Origin of the sequence: Rhodothermus profundi (assembly GCF_900142415.1) — a bacterium.
Taxonomy (GTDB): domain Bacteria; phylum Bacteroidota; class Rhodothermia; order Rhodothermales; family Rhodothermaceae; genus Rhodothermus; species Rhodothermus profundi.
In genome coordinates this window covers 525,085-542,778 of the sequence record NZ_FRAU01000001.1, presented here as the reverse complement: position 1 = coordinate 542,778, position 17,694 = coordinate 525,085, and the positions used below count along the sequence as shown (strand labels likewise).

The 17,694-nt window shown below is 59.0% G+C and carries 16 protein-coding genes; 9 read left to right on the top strand and 7 right to left on the bottom strand.

The window, feature by feature from the left end; translation table 11 throughout:
- Positions 1–68: 68 nt before the first annotated feature.
- The 8 genes from aroF (at position 69) to BUA15_RS02310 (ending at position 8,823) form a co-directional block, all read left to right on the top strand.
- The gene (gene aroF / locus BUA15_RS02345; RefSeq protein ID WP_072714584.1) at positions 69–1,106 is read left to right on the top strand and encodes a 3-deoxy-7-phosphoheptulonate synthase; all 1,038 of its coding nucleotides are present in this window, start codon (positions 69–71) and stop codon (positions 1,104–1,106) included.
- 137 nt (positions 1,107–1,243) lie between these two features.
- Positions 1,244–3,079 (top strand): glutamine--fructose-6-phosphate transaminase (isomerizing), encoded by a 1,836-nt coding sequence (gene glmS / locus BUA15_RS02340; protein ID WP_072714339.1) that lies wholly within the window; start codon positions 1,244–1,246, stop codon positions 3,077–3,079.
- 58 nt (positions 3,080–3,137) lie between these two features.
- A complete protein-coding gene (gene prfA / locus BUA15_RS02335; protein ID WP_072714338.1) occupies positions 3,138–4,220 on the top strand; it encodes a peptide chain release factor 1 in 1,083 nt (360 codons plus the stop codon).
- A gap of 125 nt (positions 4,221–4,345) precedes the next feature.
- A complete protein-coding gene (gene rpsF, locus BUA15_RS02330; protein ID WP_072714337.1) occupies positions 4,346–4,783 on the top strand; it encodes a 30S ribosomal protein S6 in 438 nt (145 codons plus the stop codon).
- Between the two features lie 36 nt (positions 4,784–4,819).
- Complete coding sequence (gene rpsR, locus BUA15_RS02325; protein WP_072714336.1) at positions 4,820–5,017, top strand: 30S ribosomal protein S18; 198 nt, start codon at positions 4,820–4,822, stop codon at positions 5,015–5,017.
- 51 nt (positions 5,018–5,068) lie between these two features.
- Positions 5,069–5,524, top strand: a complete 456-nt coding sequence (gene rplI, locus BUA15_RS02320; protein ID WP_072714335.1) for a 50S ribosomal protein L9 — start codon at positions 5,069–5,071, stop codon at positions 5,522–5,524.
- Between the two features lie 87 nt (positions 5,525–5,611).
- Positions 5,612–7,630 carry a protein-disulfide reductase DsbD family protein gene (locus BUA15_RS02315; RefSeq protein WP_072714334.1) on the top strand — a complete coding sequence of 673 codons (2,019 nt, stop codon included), beginning with the start codon at positions 5,612–5,614 and terminating at the stop codon, positions 7,628–7,630.
- Positions 7,631–7,644: 14 nt separating this feature from the next.
- Positions 7,645–8,823: an MFS transporter gene (locus BUA15_RS02310; RefSeq protein WP_072714333.1), complete on the top strand. Its 1,179-nt coding sequence runs from the start codon at positions 7,645–7,647 to the stop codon at positions 8,821–8,823.
- On the opposite strand, the gene BUA15_RS02305 is transcribed toward BUA15_RS02310, so the two are convergent.
- Genes BUA15_RS02305 through BUA15_RS02300 form a run of 3 tightly spaced genes read right to left on the bottom strand, consistent with a single transcriptional unit; the run spans position 8,808 to position 10,744 of the window.
- Complete coding sequence (locus BUA15_RS02305) at positions 8,808–9,647, bottom strand: FecCD family ABC transporter permease (protein ID WP_341475723.1); 840 nt, start codon at positions 9,645–9,647, stop codon at positions 8,808–8,810. The two genes, BUA15_RS02310 and BUA15_RS02305, sit on opposite strands and share 16 nt — an antisense overlap.
- 6 nt (positions 9,648–9,653) lie before the next feature.
- A complete protein-coding gene (locus BUA15_RS13810; RefSeq protein ID WP_245771888.1) occupies positions 9,654–9,830 on the bottom strand; it encodes a hypothetical protein in 177 nt (58 codons plus the stop codon).
- Positions 9,827–10,744 (bottom strand): ABC transporter substrate-binding protein, encoded by a 918-nt coding sequence (locus tag BUA15_RS02300; RefSeq protein WP_072714332.1) that lies wholly within the window; start codon positions 10,742–10,744, stop codon positions 9,827–9,829. Before BUA15_RS02300 ends, BUA15_RS13810 begins: the two co-directional genes overlap by 4 nt.
- Positions 10,745–11,034: 290 nt before the next feature.
- On the opposite strand from BUA15_RS02300, the gene BUA15_RS02295 reads away from it, so the two are divergent.
- On the top strand, positions 11,035–12,423 hold the full coding sequence (locus BUA15_RS02295) for a sigma-54-dependent transcriptional regulator (RefSeq protein ID WP_072714331.1): 1,389 nt from the start codon (positions 11,035–11,037) through the stop codon (positions 12,421–12,423).
- 47 nt (positions 12,424–12,470) lie between these two features.
- Here BUA15_RS02295 and rny read toward each other — a convergent pair whose 3' ends face one another.
- The 4 genes from rny to pheT all read right to left on the bottom strand — a co-directional run bounded on the left by rny (position 12,471) and on the right by pheT (position 17,693).
- A complete protein-coding gene (gene rny, locus BUA15_RS02290) occupies positions 12,471–14,147 on the bottom strand; it encodes a ribonuclease Y (RefSeq protein WP_072714330.1) in 1,677 nt (558 codons plus the stop codon).
- A gap of 349 nt (positions 14,148–14,496) precedes the next feature.
- Positions 14,497–14,826 (bottom strand): cell division protein ZapA, encoded by a 330-nt coding sequence (locus tag BUA15_RS02285; protein ID WP_072714329.1) that lies wholly within the window; start codon positions 14,824–14,826, stop codon positions 14,497–14,499.
- Between the two features lie 8 nt (positions 14,827–14,834).
- Complete coding sequence (locus BUA15_RS02280) at positions 14,835–15,179, bottom strand: hypothetical protein (RefSeq protein WP_072714328.1); 345 nt, start codon at positions 15,177–15,179, stop codon at positions 14,835–14,837.
- A gap of 36 nt (positions 15,180–15,215) precedes the next feature.
- A complete protein-coding gene (gene pheT, locus BUA15_RS02275) occupies positions 15,216–17,693 on the bottom strand; it encodes a phenylalanine--tRNA ligase subunit beta (protein ID WP_072714327.1) in 2,478 nt (825 codons plus the stop codon).
- Between the last annotated feature and the right edge of the window lies 1 nt (position 17,694).

Sequence of the window (17,694 nt, the reverse complement as noted above, 5' to 3'; positions counted from 1 at the left end):
GCGCGTTGAACTTTCGTATCTTTAAACGCTAAGTGGCCATCTCCACTACAGGTTGGATGTCGGGAGATATGGTTGTGGTTATGCAGCCGGGGGCCACCGAGGCCCAGATCCAGGCCGTTATTGAGCGGCTCAACGCATATGGCTTTGACGTGCATCGCTCAACCGGAGTCAATCAGACGGTTCTAGGCGCTATCGGAGTCAAGCCAGACTTTGACATTCGGCACATCAAGGTGCTTGACGGGGTGGCGGACGTGTATCGGGTAACCGAGCCGTACAAGTTCGCCAGCCGCACCTGGAAGAAAGAGGATACGCAGATTGAGGTAAAAGGGGTAGTTATCGGCGGGTCTGAGGTGGTAGTAATGGCCGGACCATGCTCTGTTGAAAGTGAAGAGCAGATTCAGGCCACGGCTGCCCATGTAGCCGCACAGGGCGCCACATTTTTGCGAGGCGGTGCTTTTAAACCTCGCACTTCTCCATATTCTTTTCAGGGACTGGGAGAAGTAGGGCTGAAGCTGTTGCGGGAGGCGGCCGACCAGTATGGGTTGCGCGTCATCACCGAGGTTATGGAGGTCGGCCAGATTGAGCTGATTTATCCCTACACGGACGTTTTCCAGGTAGGAGCTCGCAACATGCAAAATTTTGCGTTGCTCAAGGAGCTGGGCAAAGTGGATAAGCCCGTCTTTTTGAAGCGGGGGCCGGCGGCTACCATTGAAGAGTGGTTGATGAGTGCGGAATACATCATTGCACATGGCAATCCGCAGGTGATTCTCTGCGAGCGTGGCATTCGGACCTTTGAAACGCAGACTCGCAATACCCTTGATCTGTCTGCTATTCCTGTGATCAAGCAGAAGAGCCATTTGCCTATTGTGGCCGATCCCAGCCATGGCACCGGGCTTCGTGACAAAGTGATTCCAATGGCTCGGGCGGCCGTAGCTGCGGGTGCTGATGGCATCATGGTAGAAGTGCATCCGGATCCTCCTACGGCCAAAAGCGATGGGCCCCAGTCGCTTTACTTTGATCAGTTTACGGAAATGATGCGTCAGATACGGCTCATTGCTCAGGTTATCGGCCGAACGGTCCGGGAGCCCCTCTCGGAAACCGTCTGATGCCTTCGGGGTTGCCTTCCAGAGCGTTGCCGGTCCGGTGGGGAAGTTTCCATGCTGCCGGACCGGCAAGTATTTTGCTGGGAGGGGGAGCGCAGGGCAGGAGAAGGGGTTGCTGAATGCCAAATCTTTCGTCGCTTATGTGTGGAATCGTTGGATATATCGGGCATCGTCCGGCTGCTGAGTTGCTACTCAATGGCCTCAAACGGCTGGAATACCGCGGCTACGATTCGGCTGGTATTGCCGTTGTTGGCAACGGGCGCCTGCAGGTATACAAGCGCAAAGGAAAAGTAAACGAGCTGGCCGCTGCGCTGCGCGAGCGCCTGCCGGAAGGTACGCTGGGCGTCGGACACACCCGCTGGGCAACCCATGGAGCGCCGAACGATGTCAACGCCCACCCACACGTCAGCAGCAATGGGGATTTTGCCCTGGTGCACAACGGAATTATTGAAAACTATGCTGCGCTGCGCAAACGGCTCCAGCAAAAAGGCTACGTGTTTCGTAGCGAAACCGACACGGAAGCCCTGGTGCACCTGATCGACGATGTGCGTCGCGCTACAGGACTGCCTCTCCCGGAAGCTGTCCGTCAAGCCCTGACGCAGGTGGTCGGAACCTACGGGCTGGCTATCGTGTCGGCCACTGATCCTGATCTGCTCATTGCTGCTCGGAAAGGCAGTCCCCTGATTCTGGGAATCGGCGAGGGGGAGTACTTTCTGGCTTCCGATGCCGCTCCCATTGTAGAGCACACACGCCAGGTGGTCTATCTGAACGATGGCGAGGTCGTTGTGGTGCGTCGCGATGGGTATGAGGTGCGCACCATTGACAACGTGCTGCTCGAAAAGGAAGTCCATGAGCTAGAGTGGGACCTGGAGCAAATCGAAAAGGGGGGCTATCCGCATTTCATGCTCAAAGAAATTATGGAGCAGCCCGAAGCCCTGGAGAATTGTCTGCGAGGACGGCTCGACCTGCCCCACAACACGGTGAAGCTGGGAGGGCTGATCGACGTCATGGACCGCGTGCAGGCGGCCGACCGCATCATTATCTGCGCCTGTGGCACCTCGTGGCATGCCGGCTTGGTCGGTGAGTACTTAATTGAGGAATTTGCCCGCATCCCGGTAGAAGTAGAGTATGCCAGCGAATTTCGCTATCGGAATCCCGTGCTGCGTGCCAACGATGTCGTGATTGCGATCTCGCAAAGCGGAGAGACGGCCGATACGCTGGCCGCTGTGCGGGAAGCCAAGCGCCAGGGCGTGCTGACGCTGGGCATTTGCAACGTGGTGGGCTCAACCATTGCGCGGGAGACGGACGCCGGCGTCTATTTGCATGTCGGACCAGAGATTGGGGTGGCTTCGACCAAGGCGTTCACGGCGCAGGTAACCGTTCTAACTCTGCTGGCTCTCAAGCTGGCCGAAGGGCGTACGCTTTCCGAAGCGGAAATGGCGCAGGCCCTGCGCGCCCTTGCTGAAATCCCGGAAAAGGTACGCCAGGTGTTGGCCTTGGACGAAGAGATCCGTCGCATTGCGCACGTCTACCGCTACGCTTCCAACTTCCTCTATCTCGGACGGGGCTACAACTTCCCCGTGGCCCTTGAGGGCGCCCTCAAGCTCAAGGAAATTTCTTATATCCATGCCGAAGGGTATCCGGCGGCCGAGATGAAGCACGGGCCGATTGCGCTCATTGACCGCTTCATGCCGGTCGTGTTCATAGCCATGAAAGACCGGACCTACGATAAGGTGGTCTCGAACATTGAGGAGGTGGTCGCCCGCCAGGGTTCGGTCATTGCCATCACCGACGAGGGCAACGGGGAGCTGGACGCGCTCTGCGAATACGTGATTCGCATTCCACCTGCCCCCGACTTTCTGACTCCGTTACTCACGGTGGTGCCCCTCCAATTACTGGCCTATCACATCGCTGTGATGCGCGGTTGTAACGTTGATCAGCCGCGTAACCTGGCCAAGAGTGTGACGGTTGAATAGCCGGCACCTTTCATCGATTGCTGGCGTTAGCCCGGCGGAAATCGACTGGGCAGAGCTTATGATTCCCAAAACGCCGCTGGAAGAGATCAAGCGCCGCTACGAGGAAGTTACGCAGGCGCTTTCGGATCCGGCCGTCGCTGCCGATCCCAGACGCCTGGCCGAACTGGGGCGTGAGCACGCCAGTCTCCGTGCCATTGTCGAAGCCATCGAAGCCTATGAGCGGCTGCTGGCCGAAGCAGAAAGCCTGCGTGAGCTGATCCGCACAGAATCCGATCCGGAGCTGGTTCGGATGGCCCGGCACGAGCTGGAGGAGCTGGAGAAACGGCTGCCGACCGTTGAGGAAGATCTGCGGTTGCGCCTGATCCCACAGGATGAAACGGACCGGCGCAATGCCATTGTGGAGATTCGAGCAGGCACCGGAGGGGACGAAGCTGCGCTGTTTGCAGGCGATCTGTTTCGGATGTACAACCGCTACGCTGAACGAAAAGGATGGAAGGTAGAAGTGCTCGACGCGTCGCCGGGAACGGTCGGTGGCTTTAAAGAAGTCATCTTCAGCCTGAAGGGACCGGACGTCTACGGCACCATGAAGTATGAAAGCGGGGTGCATCGCGTGCAGCGCGTGCCGGCTACCGAATCGCAGGGGCGCATTCATACGTCGGCCGCCAGCGTAGTTGTGTTGCCTGAAGCCGAAGCGGTCGATGTAGAAATCCGACCCGAGGATCTCCGCATCGACGTCTTTCGGGCCAGTGGCCCAGGCGGCCAGCACGTCAACCGCACCGAATCGGCCGTCCGCATCACGCATATTCCCACCGGTATTGTGGTCTCCTGCCAGGACGAGAAAAGCCAGCACCAGAATAAGGAAAAAGCACTGCGCATCCTGCGCGCGCGTCTGTACGAGCTGGAGCAGGAACGCCAGCGCGCCGAACGGGATGCTGTGCGACGCGCTTCGATCAAAACCGGCGACCGATCCGCTAAAATTCGCACCTACAACTTTCCGCAGGATCGGGTGACCGACCACCGGCTGGAAGGCGAGCTGAAAAACTGGCCGCTGCATCGCATCATTGAAGGCGAACTGGATGAACTGATCAACGCGCTGCGCACAGCCGAACACGCAGAACGGCTGGCCCAGCTCAAGGCCTAATTTTTGGCGAAGAAGAACCACCCCTTTGTATGGAGCGTTGAAGCGCCGTACCTTGCAACCTCCCTGCTCCCACCTGCGGATGGGGGCATGAACCAAACCGGTAATCATTCCACAGGGAAGGCGTCATGTCGGCGGAAAAGAACTTCTACGAGCTGACCTACATCATTAACGCGGCGCTCAGCGACGAACAAATCAAAGAAGTCGTTCGCCGCGTCAATCAGTACATTGAAGAGCACGGCGGGGAGATCGTTGAAGTCGATGAGTGGGGCACGCGACGCCTGGCTTATCCGATTCAGAAGCGCCGGAACGGCTACTACGTGAACATGTACTTCCGAGCACCCGGCTCGCTGATAGCCCCGCTGGAACGCTTTCTGGAGATCGACGAACAAGTGCTGCGCTATTTGACGCTGCGCATGGATGCGAAGATGCTGCGCCACTACGAGCGCCGCAAAAAGCAAGCCGCTGAAGAGATGAGCGCGCGTCCCGCAGCCGTAGAAGTGGAAGAGGAAGAAGAGGTGGAGGTAGAAGTAGAGCAAGAGGAAGAAGAGGGAGCTGAAGAGTAGTCGTCGATCTTCATTAACCGGAAGTAAGACAGAGCCATGGCACGGAAGCGCGATCTGGAATACGTGGACTACAAAGACGTAGAGTTTTTGAAGCAGTTTATCAACGAACAGGGCAAGATTTTGCCGCGGCGAATTACCGGCGTATCGGCGAAAACGCAGCGGCAGATAGCGCGGGCCATCAAGCGGGCACGCCACCTGGCGCTGCTGCCATTTGTGGCAGATGCGGTTAAGTAAGTCGCCGGTGCAGCCGAGAAGTGATGCGTTATCCCTAACCGTGATGTTGCTATGAAAGTACTTCTGCTGCAGGATGTAGAAAAGCTGGGCCTGGAAGGAGAGGTAGTAACCGTGCGGGACGGCTACGGTCGAAACTACCTGATCCCGAAAGGCCTGGCTATCGAAGCAACGCCCAGCGTGCTCAAAGACCTGGAGGAGCGACGCCGGCAGCAGGCGCGTAAGCTCGCCCGAATCCGGGAAGAAGCCGAACGCATGGCAGAAGAGCTGGCGAAGACGGAGGTGGTTATCCAGGCCAAGGTAGGGGAAGAGAACCGCATCTTTGGTACCGTGACTTCCAGCCAGATTGCTGAGTATCTGGCGCAACGAGGCTTTCAGATCGATCGGCGTCGCATTGAGATGCCGGAGGACATTCGCATGCTGGGCGTCTACACCGCCCGGATTAAACTGCATCCCGAAGTGGTAGCGCAGATCAAAATTCGCGTGGAGCCTGAAACGCCCGAAAGCTAACGCGTGTGGTTAAACGGCAACAATTGGTTCAGGCGTTCGTTTTCCCGACGAACGCCTTTTTTGTTTGCCCATACCTGGTAACAGGCTATGCGCGGTAATAAATCCTTACAATATATCTGGCTGGTACTGCTCGGGGTACTGGTCCAACCCGTGCAGGCGCAACGAGCTACTGAGCTGGTACAATGGCGCGCCCGCGTTCAGCCCGAAGCAGTAGCACCAGGAGATTCGCTCTGGCTCCGACTGGAGGCGACGATTGCTGCGGGGTGGAAGATGTATGCGCTCGACTCGCCCCCGCCCACCAAAGGCGTTCGCCTGCTTGTTGACGCACTTCCGGAGGGGATTCGCCAGGCAGGGGATCCGCTCCAGCAGCCTCCTCTGGAAGGCTATGATCCCTTCTTCCAGAAGGTAGTGCGTTATTTCATGGACCAGGCCGCCCTGGCGCTGCCCTTAGTGGCTGCACCGGACGCCCGCCCGGGCACGCGCAGGATCAGGGTGCAGGTGGAGTTTACCATCTGCAATGACCGCATTTGTCTGCCGCCCACAAAGGTTCCGGTCGAGGCAGCAGTGCGTATTGATCCGCAGGCAGCAACTGTGGCAACGCCTCCTCGCTTTGAACCGGTCGTGCCCCCCATTGAACCGGAACCGTCCACGCCCGCTCTTGCAGAAACTCCGCTCCTGACCGATGCCGCTGCGCAGGATCTGGCACGAGCCCGATCGGGCGGGCTCTGGGGCTTCCTGCTCCTGGCCGTCGGAGCCGGACTGGCTGCGTTGCTCACGCCCTGCGTCTTTCCCATGATCCCTCTGACTGTCTCGTTCTTTACGCGGCAGGGGGGAAGTCGGGCTCAGGCCGTTCGCCTGGCGCTCGTTTATGGCATGGCCATCGTGGTAACGTTCACTGGACTGGGCGTGCTGACAGCCCTGCTGGTGGGCGCTTCCGGCGCCCAGACCATCGCGGCTAATCCATGGATCAATCTGTTCATTGGACTGGTCTTCGTATTGTTTGCTCTGTCGTTGCTCGGACTCTACGAGCTCCGCCTACCCTCGGGACTGGTCAACTATTTCAACCGTCAGAGCCAGACCCATGGGGGATACCTGGGCGCACTTTTCATGGGGTTGACGCTCACGCTGGTGTCGTTTTCCTGCACGGCACCTTTTGTCGGAGGATTGCTGGCGGCCACAGCTCTGGGCGAATGGGGCTATCCCGTGCTGGGGATGGTAACTTTCAGCCTGACGTTTGCGTTGCCCTTCGTCCTGTTTGCGCTTTTTCCGCGGGCGCTGGAAGCGCTGCCTCGCTCAGGCTCCTGGATGCACACGATCAAAGTGGTGCTGGGGTTTGTGGAGCTGGCTGCTGCGTTGAAGTTTTTGTCGAACGCCGATCTCGTCTGGGGCTGGGGGGTCCTCTCCCGTCCGCTGGTCATTGCGCTCGTGTCGGTGCTCTTTTTCCTGACGGGATTGTATCTGATCGGCAAGCTTCGCTTGCCGCACGAACCCCTGGTAGAGACGGTAGGGGTCGGACGACTCCTGGTCGCGGTCCTCTTTTTTGGCATGTCGCTCTACATGCTGCCCGGACTGCTGGGAGCACCGCTGGGTAATCTGGATGCCTACCTGCCGCCGCGCCGGGCCACAGACGTGGGGCTGGTAACCCTCTTGCAGGCAAGTAGCGCGTCTGAAAACAGGACAGAGCTTAGCTGGCATGAGGAGGTAGAGACCGCTTTTGCCGAAGCGCAGGCGATCGGCCGCCCCGTGTTTATTGACTTTACCGGCTACACCTGTACCAACTGCCGGCAAATGGAAGCCACTGTTTTCCCACATCCTGAAGTAGCCCGTCGGCTACAAAACGACTTTGTGCGGCTCCGACTGTATACCGACGATGCCTCAGTAGGACCTGAGTGGCAGCGCTATCAGTTGCAGCTTACCGGCACGGTAGCCCTTCCGACCTACGCCATTGTGGCCCCGGCCGGCCAGCCGTTGCTGGCGCGGCATACTGGACTGGCTTCGGTGGAGGAATTTATCGCCTTTCTGGAAGAGGGACGCCGGGCTTTTCAGCAATGGCTGGCGCAACAGCAGCGGCAAGACATGTCCGAACCCACGGCCGCCATGCGTTGAGCGATTAACCCGTCATGGGACGCGCTGCTTCACCGACGACGCGACAGGCCCTTTGGCTTATCGTGCTGTTCGGGCTGGTTAGCCTGTTGGCTGATCTCACCTATGAAAGTGCGCGCAGCCTGATCGGTCCTTATCTGGGCTGGCTGGGAGCTTCGGCCACGGCGGTAGGCGTGGTCGCGGGCGCCGGTGAGCTGGTAGGCTATGGCCTGCGGCTGATCAGTGGCTACCTGAGTGATCGAACGCGACGCTACTGGACCCTCACGCTGCTTGGCTATGCCGTAAACCTGCTGGCCGTCCCGGCGTTGGCGCTGGCCGGACGCTGGGAAATTGCTGCCGCTCTGATCATTGCCGAACGCGCCGGAAAAGCCCTGCGGGCCCCTGCACGCGACGTGCTCCTCTCCCACGCAACCGCACAGGTGGGCCACGGCCGTGGGTTCGGACTGCACGAGGCGCTGGACCAGATCGGAGCGGTAGCCGGACCGCTTTTGATGGCAGGAGTTCTATGGCAGGGAAGAAGCTATCAGACCGCCTTTGCGCTGCTGCTGGTGCCTGCCCTGCTGGCATTGCTGTTGCTCGGAGTGGCCCGGTTGCGCTACCCCCGTCCGCAAACGCTGGAACGCACAGAGGCAGCCCGCCCGACCCATCGCGCACTGCCGCGCACGTTCTGGATCTATCTGCTCGGGACGGGTTTACTGGCGGCAGGATATGCCGACTTTCCGCTGATCGCCTTTCATTTTCGGGAAGCTCGTGTACTTCCAGAAGCCTGGATTCCCTTGAGCTATGCGCTGGCTATGGGCGTTGACGCGGTGGCGGCGCTCCTGCTCGGCCGGCTGTTTGACCGCCGGGGGCCGGTAATCCTGGCGCTGGCCGTGGCGCTGACCGCTGCGTTTGCCCCCCTGGTGTTCTGGGGCGGAGCGCTGGCAGCCTGGGTGGGTATGGCGATATGGGGGGTGGGAATGGGCGCCCAGGAATCCATTCTGCGGGCAGCGCTAGCCCAGATGATTCCTGCAGAGCGACGCGGCACCGCTTTTGGGCTGTTTCACGCGATCTTTGGCGTGTGCTGGTTTGGAGGAAGCGCGCTGCTGGGCGTGCTCTACGACACGTCGATTTCGGTACTCGTGAGCGTAGCAGTAGGACTGCAAGTATTGGCCGCGTTAGTACTGGGCTGGATGAGCCGTCAGCCAAAACGGTAATGGCTGCGGCGCAGTAGCATCAAAAAGAAGGGGACGCCACAGAGCGCCGTTACCACCCCTACCGGTAGCTCAACGCCCGGCAGCAGTAAGCGGGCAATCAGGTCGGCCCAGATCAGAAAGGTAGCACCCAGCAGAAAGCTCAGCGGAATCACGCGTCGATGCGGAACGCCGGTCAGAGCACGTGTGGCATGGGGAATGATCAGCCCGACAAAACCGATGGTCCCCGAAAAGGCGACAAGTGTTCCTGTTACCAGGGCGGCTATTAGAATCAGCAGGCGTTTAGCCTGCTCGACAGGAATGCCGAGCTGCGCAGCCGGCTCCTCCCCCAGTAGCAGGAGGTCCATGGGGCGCGTGAGTGCCAGCATACCCAGCAACCCCAGCAGTGCAGCCAGCGCAGGCAGTGGCAGCAACGACCAGCGGGCTCCGCTGAAGGACCCCAGTAGCCAGAAGAGCACAGCCCGAAGTTTGTCCGGGCTGGGGGAGGCAAAGGTGATGAACGACGTGATAGATGCCATCAGCGCTGAAATAGCAACGCCACCCAGCAGCAGACGCGTAATCGACAGGGCGCCGTTCTGGCGGGCGATCAGATAAACCAACGTGAGCGCCAGCAGTGCGCCCAGAAAAGCCGCCAGCGGCATGGACAGCGTGCGGGAAAGCAGGGGAGGTAGAAAGCCCAGGTAGAAGAGGGAAGCGCCTGCGCTGGCGCCACTTGAAAGCCCCAGGATGTAAGGTTCTGCCAGCGGATTCCGTACCAGGGCCTGCATCGCGACGCCCACAATAGCCAGGCCTCCACCGGTCAACAGGGCCATGAGCACGCGCGGCAAACGGAGCTACCAGACAATGCGCTCGGCCACTGGATCGACCACTTCCCCGGTCAACTGGCCAAGCAACGCGTGGAGCACGACGTCCGGTGTTAGCGAGACGCTTCCCAGAGCAACGCCGGCCACCATAGAGGCCGTCAGCAGACCGAGCAACCAGAAGCTCAGCAGGATCGGTCGCGGTCTCATGGCGCCAGCTTGCGAGCCAGGTCAGGGTGGAGGCATTGAAGCAACGACTCCAGGCCGGCTATCAAACGCGGTCCGGGCCGCAGGATGAGAGCAGGTTCGACGCCACAGATGCGCCGGTTGCGAACGGCCGGCAACAGATCCCAGGCCGGATGCTTTCGCAGCAAGGAGGCAGGGTTATAGTCGACACCAGCGGTTATAACGATCACCTCAGGCTTGAGCTGGAGCACCAGTTCGTCGCTTAGCACTGGCGCAGGATTGGACAGCGAGGCCGTCAGGCTCTGTCCTCCGGCCCGGGCCACCAGGTCATGCACGTAGCTGCCCTGGCCAAAGGCATAGAGCGTTTCGTCGCTGATGAGCACCAGTACCGTGGGACGGTAGGACAGGGTATCTGTGACTTGGGCCAGCTTCGCAAGCCGCGTGTGTAGTGAATCGACCGTCCGGCGGGCGATCGGCTCAGTTCCCAGCAGGTTTCCCGTGGTCAGGATAGCTTCCAGGACGTCGTCGAGCGTAGCATAAGAGAAAAAATATACAGGCAAACCAAGTGCCTCGAAGGTAGCAGCGTCGCGTGGATTATTTACCTGATCGGTAGCCAGTACCAGATCAGGCTCAAGGGCAACAATGGCTTCAAAATTAACGGGCAGCGCGCTGAAGCGGGGTAGCGTATCAACTGCCGGAGGATAATCGTCGGCGGTGGTAACGCCCACCAGCTTATGACCAGCACCCGCTGCGAAAACCACCTCGGTCAGGCTGGGGGCCAGAGTCACCACGCGTTGCGGTACCTGAGGCAACGTAACCGTACGCCCCAGGTCATCGGTGAACTGGAGCGCACCGACAGCCGGTTCGGAAGCAGGCTGGCAGGCTCCGAGTCCAGCCAGCAGCCCCAGTAGAAACAGCCGTATCCGCAAAAACAACATGTTGCGTTCTGGTTCACGTGAAGGTTCTTAAGATAGAAACGGCTTGTGAAAACAGCCCGAATTCCCTGAGAGTTTCGTTTTTACCGATGGCTATATGCCTTGCAACCGGAAGCTGCAACGTGTTACAAAATGAAGCACTTCCTGAGAAAACGCGCTGTACCTGTCCAGAGGGATGATCTGCCACTTTCTGAAATGAAATCACTTGAGTTCAGAATTACTTAGCCGATACTATAGAGGAAGTAGAAGACCAATGGATACGAGGCGATCATTTACCAATCTGCCCCCCCGCTATGTCGAAGGCTTGTGTGTTTGTGGTGGATGACGAGCCCAAGTTGGGCGAGCTATTTGCCAACGTGCTCCGGCGGGACGGCTACGAGGTGCAGGCTTTCGTGCATCCGCAGGCGATGCTGAAAGCCATTGAAGAAGGGCAGCAGCCTGATGTGGTGCTGGCCGATCTGATGATGCCAGAGATTAATGGCATCGAACTGCTGGAGCGTTTGCGCAAGCGTCGGCTGCACGTGCCGGTTATTATCATGACGGCCCATTCTTCGGTGCAGACGGCCGTTGAGGCCATGCGTCGCGGAGCTTTTCATTACCTGCAAAAGCCTATCAATCTGGAAGAAATGCGCATGCTTCTCAAAAAAGCTCTCAAGCGACACGAACGCTCCTCGGTTGCTACCTCTCAGGAAGAAACGACAGACTACCCGATCTCAGGCATCCTCGGTGAGAGCGAGGCCATCCGTAAGGTTCGCCAGACGATCGAAATGCTTCGAGATGTGCCCGGCACCATTGTGTTGATCCGTGGTGAGACGGGTACAGGCAAAAACCTGGTGGCCCGTACCATTCACGCGAATTCCTGCTACAGTAGCGGCCGCTTTGTAGAAATTAACTGTGCAGCATTGCCCGACAATCTGCTAGAAGCCGAGCTGTTCGGGTATGAAAAAGGGGCCTTCACCGATGCCCGCACGTCCAAGCCCGGCTTGCTGGAGGTGGCAGATGGAGGGACCGTCTTCCTGGATGAAATCGATTCAATGAGCCTTGCCTTGCAGGCCAAGCTGCTTTCTTTCCTGGAAAGCCGTACGTTTCGGCGCCTGGGGGGCATTGAAGACATTCGGGTCAACGTGCGTATTCTATGTGCCACCAATCTTAACCTGGAGCAACTGGTGGCCGAACAGAAATTCCGGCAGGACCTGTTTTACCGGATCAATGTGGTCAACCTCTACCTGCCAGCGCTGCGAGAAATGGGGCGAGATGTGCTGCTGATTGCGCGGCATTTTATTGAACAGTTCAACAAGGAGCTAGGGCGCCAGGTCAAGGGTTTGACTCCGGAAGCCGAAGAAAAGCTGTTAGCCTACCACTGGCCCGGCAACGTACGGGAACTGCGGAACGTGCTTGAGCGGGCCATGATTTTTAACCGAAAGGAATGGATTGAAGCGGAGGATCTGCATCTGTTGCCGGCTACGTCGCCTGCCGGCAGCGCGTTGCCTCCTTCCAATGGGGTGTTCTATTTCCCCAGTGGCAGTACGCTGGAAGAGCTAGAAAAGGCGTACATTCTGCACACGCTCAAGCATTACAAAGCCAGCTTTACGGAGGTGGCTCAGATGCTGGGCATCTCCAAGAAAACTCTCTGGGAAAAACGCAAGCGCTATAACCTGGACCGTGAGCTGGCCCGCTCCTGAATGCTGGTGCAGGCAGATCAGGCTGGCTCACGGTCCGAGGGCAATGATCACTTGGCATAGGCAACCGAACGCACTTCACGAATGACCGTTACCTTGATCTGGCCGGGATACTGCATTTCGTTTTGAATCTTTTTGGAGATGTCCAGGGCCAGTTGCTCGGCCTGGGCGTCTGACACCAGGCTATGATTGACGATCACACGCACCTCGCGTCCTGCCTGAATGGCGTAGACGCGTTCAACGCCTGGAAACGAAGCCGCTAAGGCTTCAAGCTTTTCCAGTCGTTTGATGTAGGCTTCCAGGGCTTCGCGGCGGGCGCCCGGGCGGGCTCCCGAAATGGCGTCGGCTGCCTGCACAATCGGAGCGATAAGGGTGGTCATTTCGATTTCATCGTGGTGGGCTCCCACGGCGTTGCACACCTCTGGATCTTCCCGGTATTTGCGGCAGAGTTCCATGCCGACCAGGGCATGGGGACGGTCGATCTCTTCTTCGACCACCTTGCCAATATCGTGCAGCAGCCCTGCGCGGCGCGCTTTGTCGGCATCCAGGCCCAGCTCAGCCGCAATCAGCGAGGCAATGCGTGCTGTTTCAATGGAATGGGCAAGCAGGTTCTGGCCATAGCTGGTCCGGTAACGCATCCGACCGATAAGCCGGATGAGCTCCGGATGCATGCCATGCAGGTTCAGATCGATAACGGTTCGCTCTCCAGTTTCGATAATCTGTTCTTCAATTTCGGCGGTAGCCTTTTCCACAACCTCTTCAATGCGTGCGGGATGAATGCGGCCGTCCTGGATAAGTTTGGTCAGGGCCAGTCGGGCGATTTCACGACGAATGGGATTGAAGGCCGAGAGGATTACAGCCTCGGGGGTATCATCTACAATCACTTCCACGCCGGTAGCCGCCTCAAACGCTCGGATATTGCGTCCTTCGCGGCCGATGATACGGCCTTTCATTTCGTCAGACTGGATGTTAACCACAGAGACCGTGTTCTCAATGGCATGGCTGGCAGCCGTACGCTGAATGGCGGTCAGAATAATCTTGCGGGCTTCGCGGTTGGCTTTCAGGCGGGCTTCGTCGCGAATTTCTTTGATCATAGAAGCGGCTTCTAACTTCGCTTCTTCAACCATCTGGGCGATGAGCATTTCCTTGGCTTCCTGGCGCGACATGCCCGCGATCTGCTCCAGGCGGCGCACTTGTTCTTCAAGCGTGCGGTCCAGCTCTGCCTGTCGCGCCGCCAGTTCTTCCTGGAGGCGATGGACCTCGGTTTCCCGTTGCGTCAGCGCTTCTTGTTGGCGGCGAAGCGCTTCAAAAAGGGCCTGTGCCTGCTGGTGCAGCGCTTCAGCCTGGCGGAAGTTGGCATCTGCTTCTCGGCGCAGCGCCTCGATCGCCTCAGCAGCCCTGGCCAGCGTTTTTTCCCGTTCGTTGACGCGCAGCGTGCGACGGTTCAGAGCTTCCTGGCGTTCGACAAGCCGTTCCTGCGCCTGTTGCAAGGCCTTGCGCGCTTCGGCCTGTTCTTGCGCAAACGCCTGCCGCTCACGTTCTAGGGCGGCCTGCGCTTCTGCCAGGTGCGTGCGCTGATAAGCCTGGGCTTTTGCTTCCGCTTCGGCCAGAATTTGCTGGGCCTGTTCTCGAGCTGATTTCAACGTACGTGTCAGCAGCCATCTATCCAGCGCAATGCCGGCGCCAACAGCCAGCAGGGCAAGACCGGCAATGAGTAGCAGTTCCATAGTCGTCCAGGTTGGCGATGAACAACAGGAGGCAGCACGCCTCGTTAGCAACGATTACGCATCATTAAAAAAGGACGCCCCGGCAAGTTCCATTACCTTGCCGGGGCGTAACCTAACGGCAGCAAACCTGCAGCCCGGGTTCAAGGAACCCCCTTATCGACACAGTGGGTGCCGCTCCGACCGTTCCGACTTCCTCGGCCCCTTCCACGCTGGAAGGAGATCCCGACCCTGTCGGGACTGAGGCCTGTCGTCCGGGCCGGAAGGAAGGCTCCCTCGCGTATAGGTGTTAGGTCCCTTTTTCACGCGTGACTGCAGGCTTGCGCCGGCCTGCCTGATGCAGGCAGCGCCTTTATATTGCATCGCGCGCAGGCTGTTCCGGCAAGGCTACTACAGATTCTGGATGTTCGAGCAGGGCCAGAAGCTCCTGGACTGCTTCGCAGAAGGTTTCGTCCAGTTCGCGGAGGGCTTCCCGGGCTTCGTATAGCGCTTCGGCCAGCGAAAGGGCCACAATTACGGCAGCCGTGAGCTCGGATTGCTCCGGATGGGCCTCCCGAAAGGCCCGCATTTTTTCATCCACCGTGGCCGCCAACTGGTACATCAAAGCCTCATCTTCAGGACGCACCCGTAACGGGTAACTGCGTCCCATAATGGTAACCTGGATGGATTTCTCTGGGGCCATAAGTCAGGTCAGGAAGCGGCGGATGAGGGGCCTGCCGTGCCCAGATCCTGTTCCAGGTAGTAATCGACCGCTTCGATAAAGGCTTGTACTTTTTGCCGTAGCACGGCCGGGTCTTCTGGAAAAACGATCCGTGCACCACTTCCACCCGGAGGCAGGGCAGGCATTTCGGCGGCTAACGAGCCAAGTTGCTCCCGCAGCATCTGTTGCGCTTCACGCAACCGCGCCAGCTCACGGGCCGTTTCGACAACGCGGTCGCGCAACTGCTCCAGCGATTCAAGGCTCCGTAGATGAATGGGCCCACTACGGTGTGGCCGTCGATGCCGCCGTGACTTTTTGTGTTTCCGATTACCCATGGTTGCACCTGGCTTCAGCCCTTTCAATATACAACCTCAACGCCGCAGTTGCGCGCCAAATTGCTGCTGGAGCTGTTGGAGAATGGTTGCTACGCGGGCATCTACCTCTTCATCGGTCAGCGTTCGGTTCGCTCCAAAACGGAGGGAAAAAGCCACGCTTTTTTTGCCGCTGGGAATGCGTTCTCCTTCGTACACGTCAAAAATGCCTACGTAGCGAAGCAAGTCGCCGCCGGCCTTGCGAATTGTTTCAAGCAGGGGACCAACCGGTTGGTCCCGGTCGACGAGGACAGCCAGGTCGCGAGCTACTTCAGGAAAGCGACTAAAAGACTGATAGCGGCGCTGCTGGACAGGATAGGCAAGCGCGACAAATGCGTCCCAGTTCAGTTCGGCGTAATAGAGCGGCGCGCGTAGTTCGTAGGCTTCCTGCAGCGCGTCGGAAAGGCGGGCAAGCGTGCCGAGCACCTGTCCATCGGCCACCAGATTTACCTGATAGGCAGCGGTGGGTGCGGGGGATTCAGCTGGAATCAGGGCAATGCGGTCGCTTAGATGCAGCGTCGCCAGTAGCGTTTCAAGCAGGCCTTTGAGATCGAAAAAGTCGGTCAGACGTGGCCGCACGTCCCAGCCTTCCGGCGCATGTGGGCCACTTAGTCCGATAATAAGGGCTTCGTGTTCTGCAAATCCGGGCACAAGCGTATCGGTGCGGTCGGTGCGCATAAAGACGCGGCCAAACTCAAAGAAACGCAGCACTTCTTGCCCTCTGTTCTGATTATGAACGGCCGTCTGCACCAGTCCCGGCAGTAAGGAGGGGCGCAGTACCGCCATTTCGGCCGAGATTGGATTCAGCGTTTCGACTAGATGCGAAGCGTGGGCCTGGGCGTTGGTCTCCGAGGCAGCGGTAAACCGGTACGCTACCTCCCGGGAAAGAAGGCTGTTGGTATAGATTTCGCGCAGGCCAAGACTGGCCAGCAACGCGCGCATGCGGCGACGCAGCGTCTGGGTTGGGGGCTCGACGGGTACGCGTGCCGGCACAATGAACGTATCGGGCAAAGGGAGCCGATCGTATCCATGCACGCGCGCCACTTCTTCGATCAGGTCAATCTCTTCGGTTACGTCCGGACGGTAAAGTGGAACAGTGCAGCGAAGCGCAGTGCCTTCTCGCTTAGGCTGGAACCCAAGGCGATCCAGAATGCGAACGGCTCTATCGGGAGGAATTTCCGTGCCCAGTAGTTGTTTCAGACGCGTCAGACGCAGCACCACTGGACGTGGCTCAAAACGCTGCATCTGCACGTCCACAACGCCGGGCACGATCTCGCCACCGGCTACTTCGACTATGAGCTGAGCAGCGCGAGCGGCGGCCCAGCGCTGGAGGCCGGCATCAACGCCCCGCTCAAATCGATAGGACGAATCCGTTTGAAGTCCCAGGGCTTTGGAGGTGCGCCGAATGGTGGAAGGGTCGAAGTAGGCGCTCTCGATCAGGACATTTGTCGTGTGGTCAGTAACCTCTGAGTTTTCGCCCCCCATAATACCAGCAAGGGCTACTGGACGCTCGGCATCGCAGATCAGCAGGGCGCCTTCAGGAAGCTGGCGCGTTTTGCCATCCAGGGTGGTGAACGTCTCTCCGGCGCGGGCCCGTCGCACATGGATGCGTGCTCCTCGCAATTGATCGAAGTCAAAGGCGTGTAATGGCTGGCCGCATTCGTGCAGTACGTAGTTGGTTACATCGACCACGTTGTTGATTGAGCGCAGGCCAATTGCTGCCAGGCGCTGGCGTAACCAGAGGGGCGAGGGACCCACGCGCACGTTGCGTACCAGCAGGGCTACGTAACGGGGACAGGCCTCTGGAGCATCAATGGTTACCTGTACCTGACGGGATGCTTCTCCTCCCGGTTCAGGCAGGGCGACCTCAGGGCGATGGAGCGGTCGGTCGAGTAGGGCCGAAAGGTCGCGGGCCACTCCCAGATGGCTAGCGGCATCCGCTCGGTTGGGTGTCAGACTAATTTCCAACTGATAGTCCGGTACGATGAGCCGCTGCTGTTGCAGGTATTCCACAAAGGGGTGGCCCACCGGAGCGTCGTCTGGCAGCACCAGGATGCCGCTATGGTCGTCCGAGAGGCCCAGTTCGTCCTCTGCACAGATCATGCCTTCGGAGACTGCTCCACGAATTTTGGTTTTGCGGATGGTTATGGGCTGGCGGTTTCCCTCTCGGTCGCTCAGCAACAGCGTTGTGCCGGGCGTAGCTACGGCGACTTTCTGTCCGGCGGCTACGTTGGGAGCGCCGCATACGATGGATACGGACTGGTTGTGGCCCAGATCGACCTGGCAGATGCGCAGCCGGTCTGCATTAGGATGGGGATGCACTTCCAGCACCCGGCCGATTACCACACCATTCAGGTCGGTCCCCAGAGGTTCGACGGCTTCAACCTCCAGGCCCAGGCCAATCAGGGCTTCGGCCAGCTCCGAAGGCGACAGCTCGAGCGCGATGTATTGTTGCAGCCAGCGGTAGGAGAGTTTCATT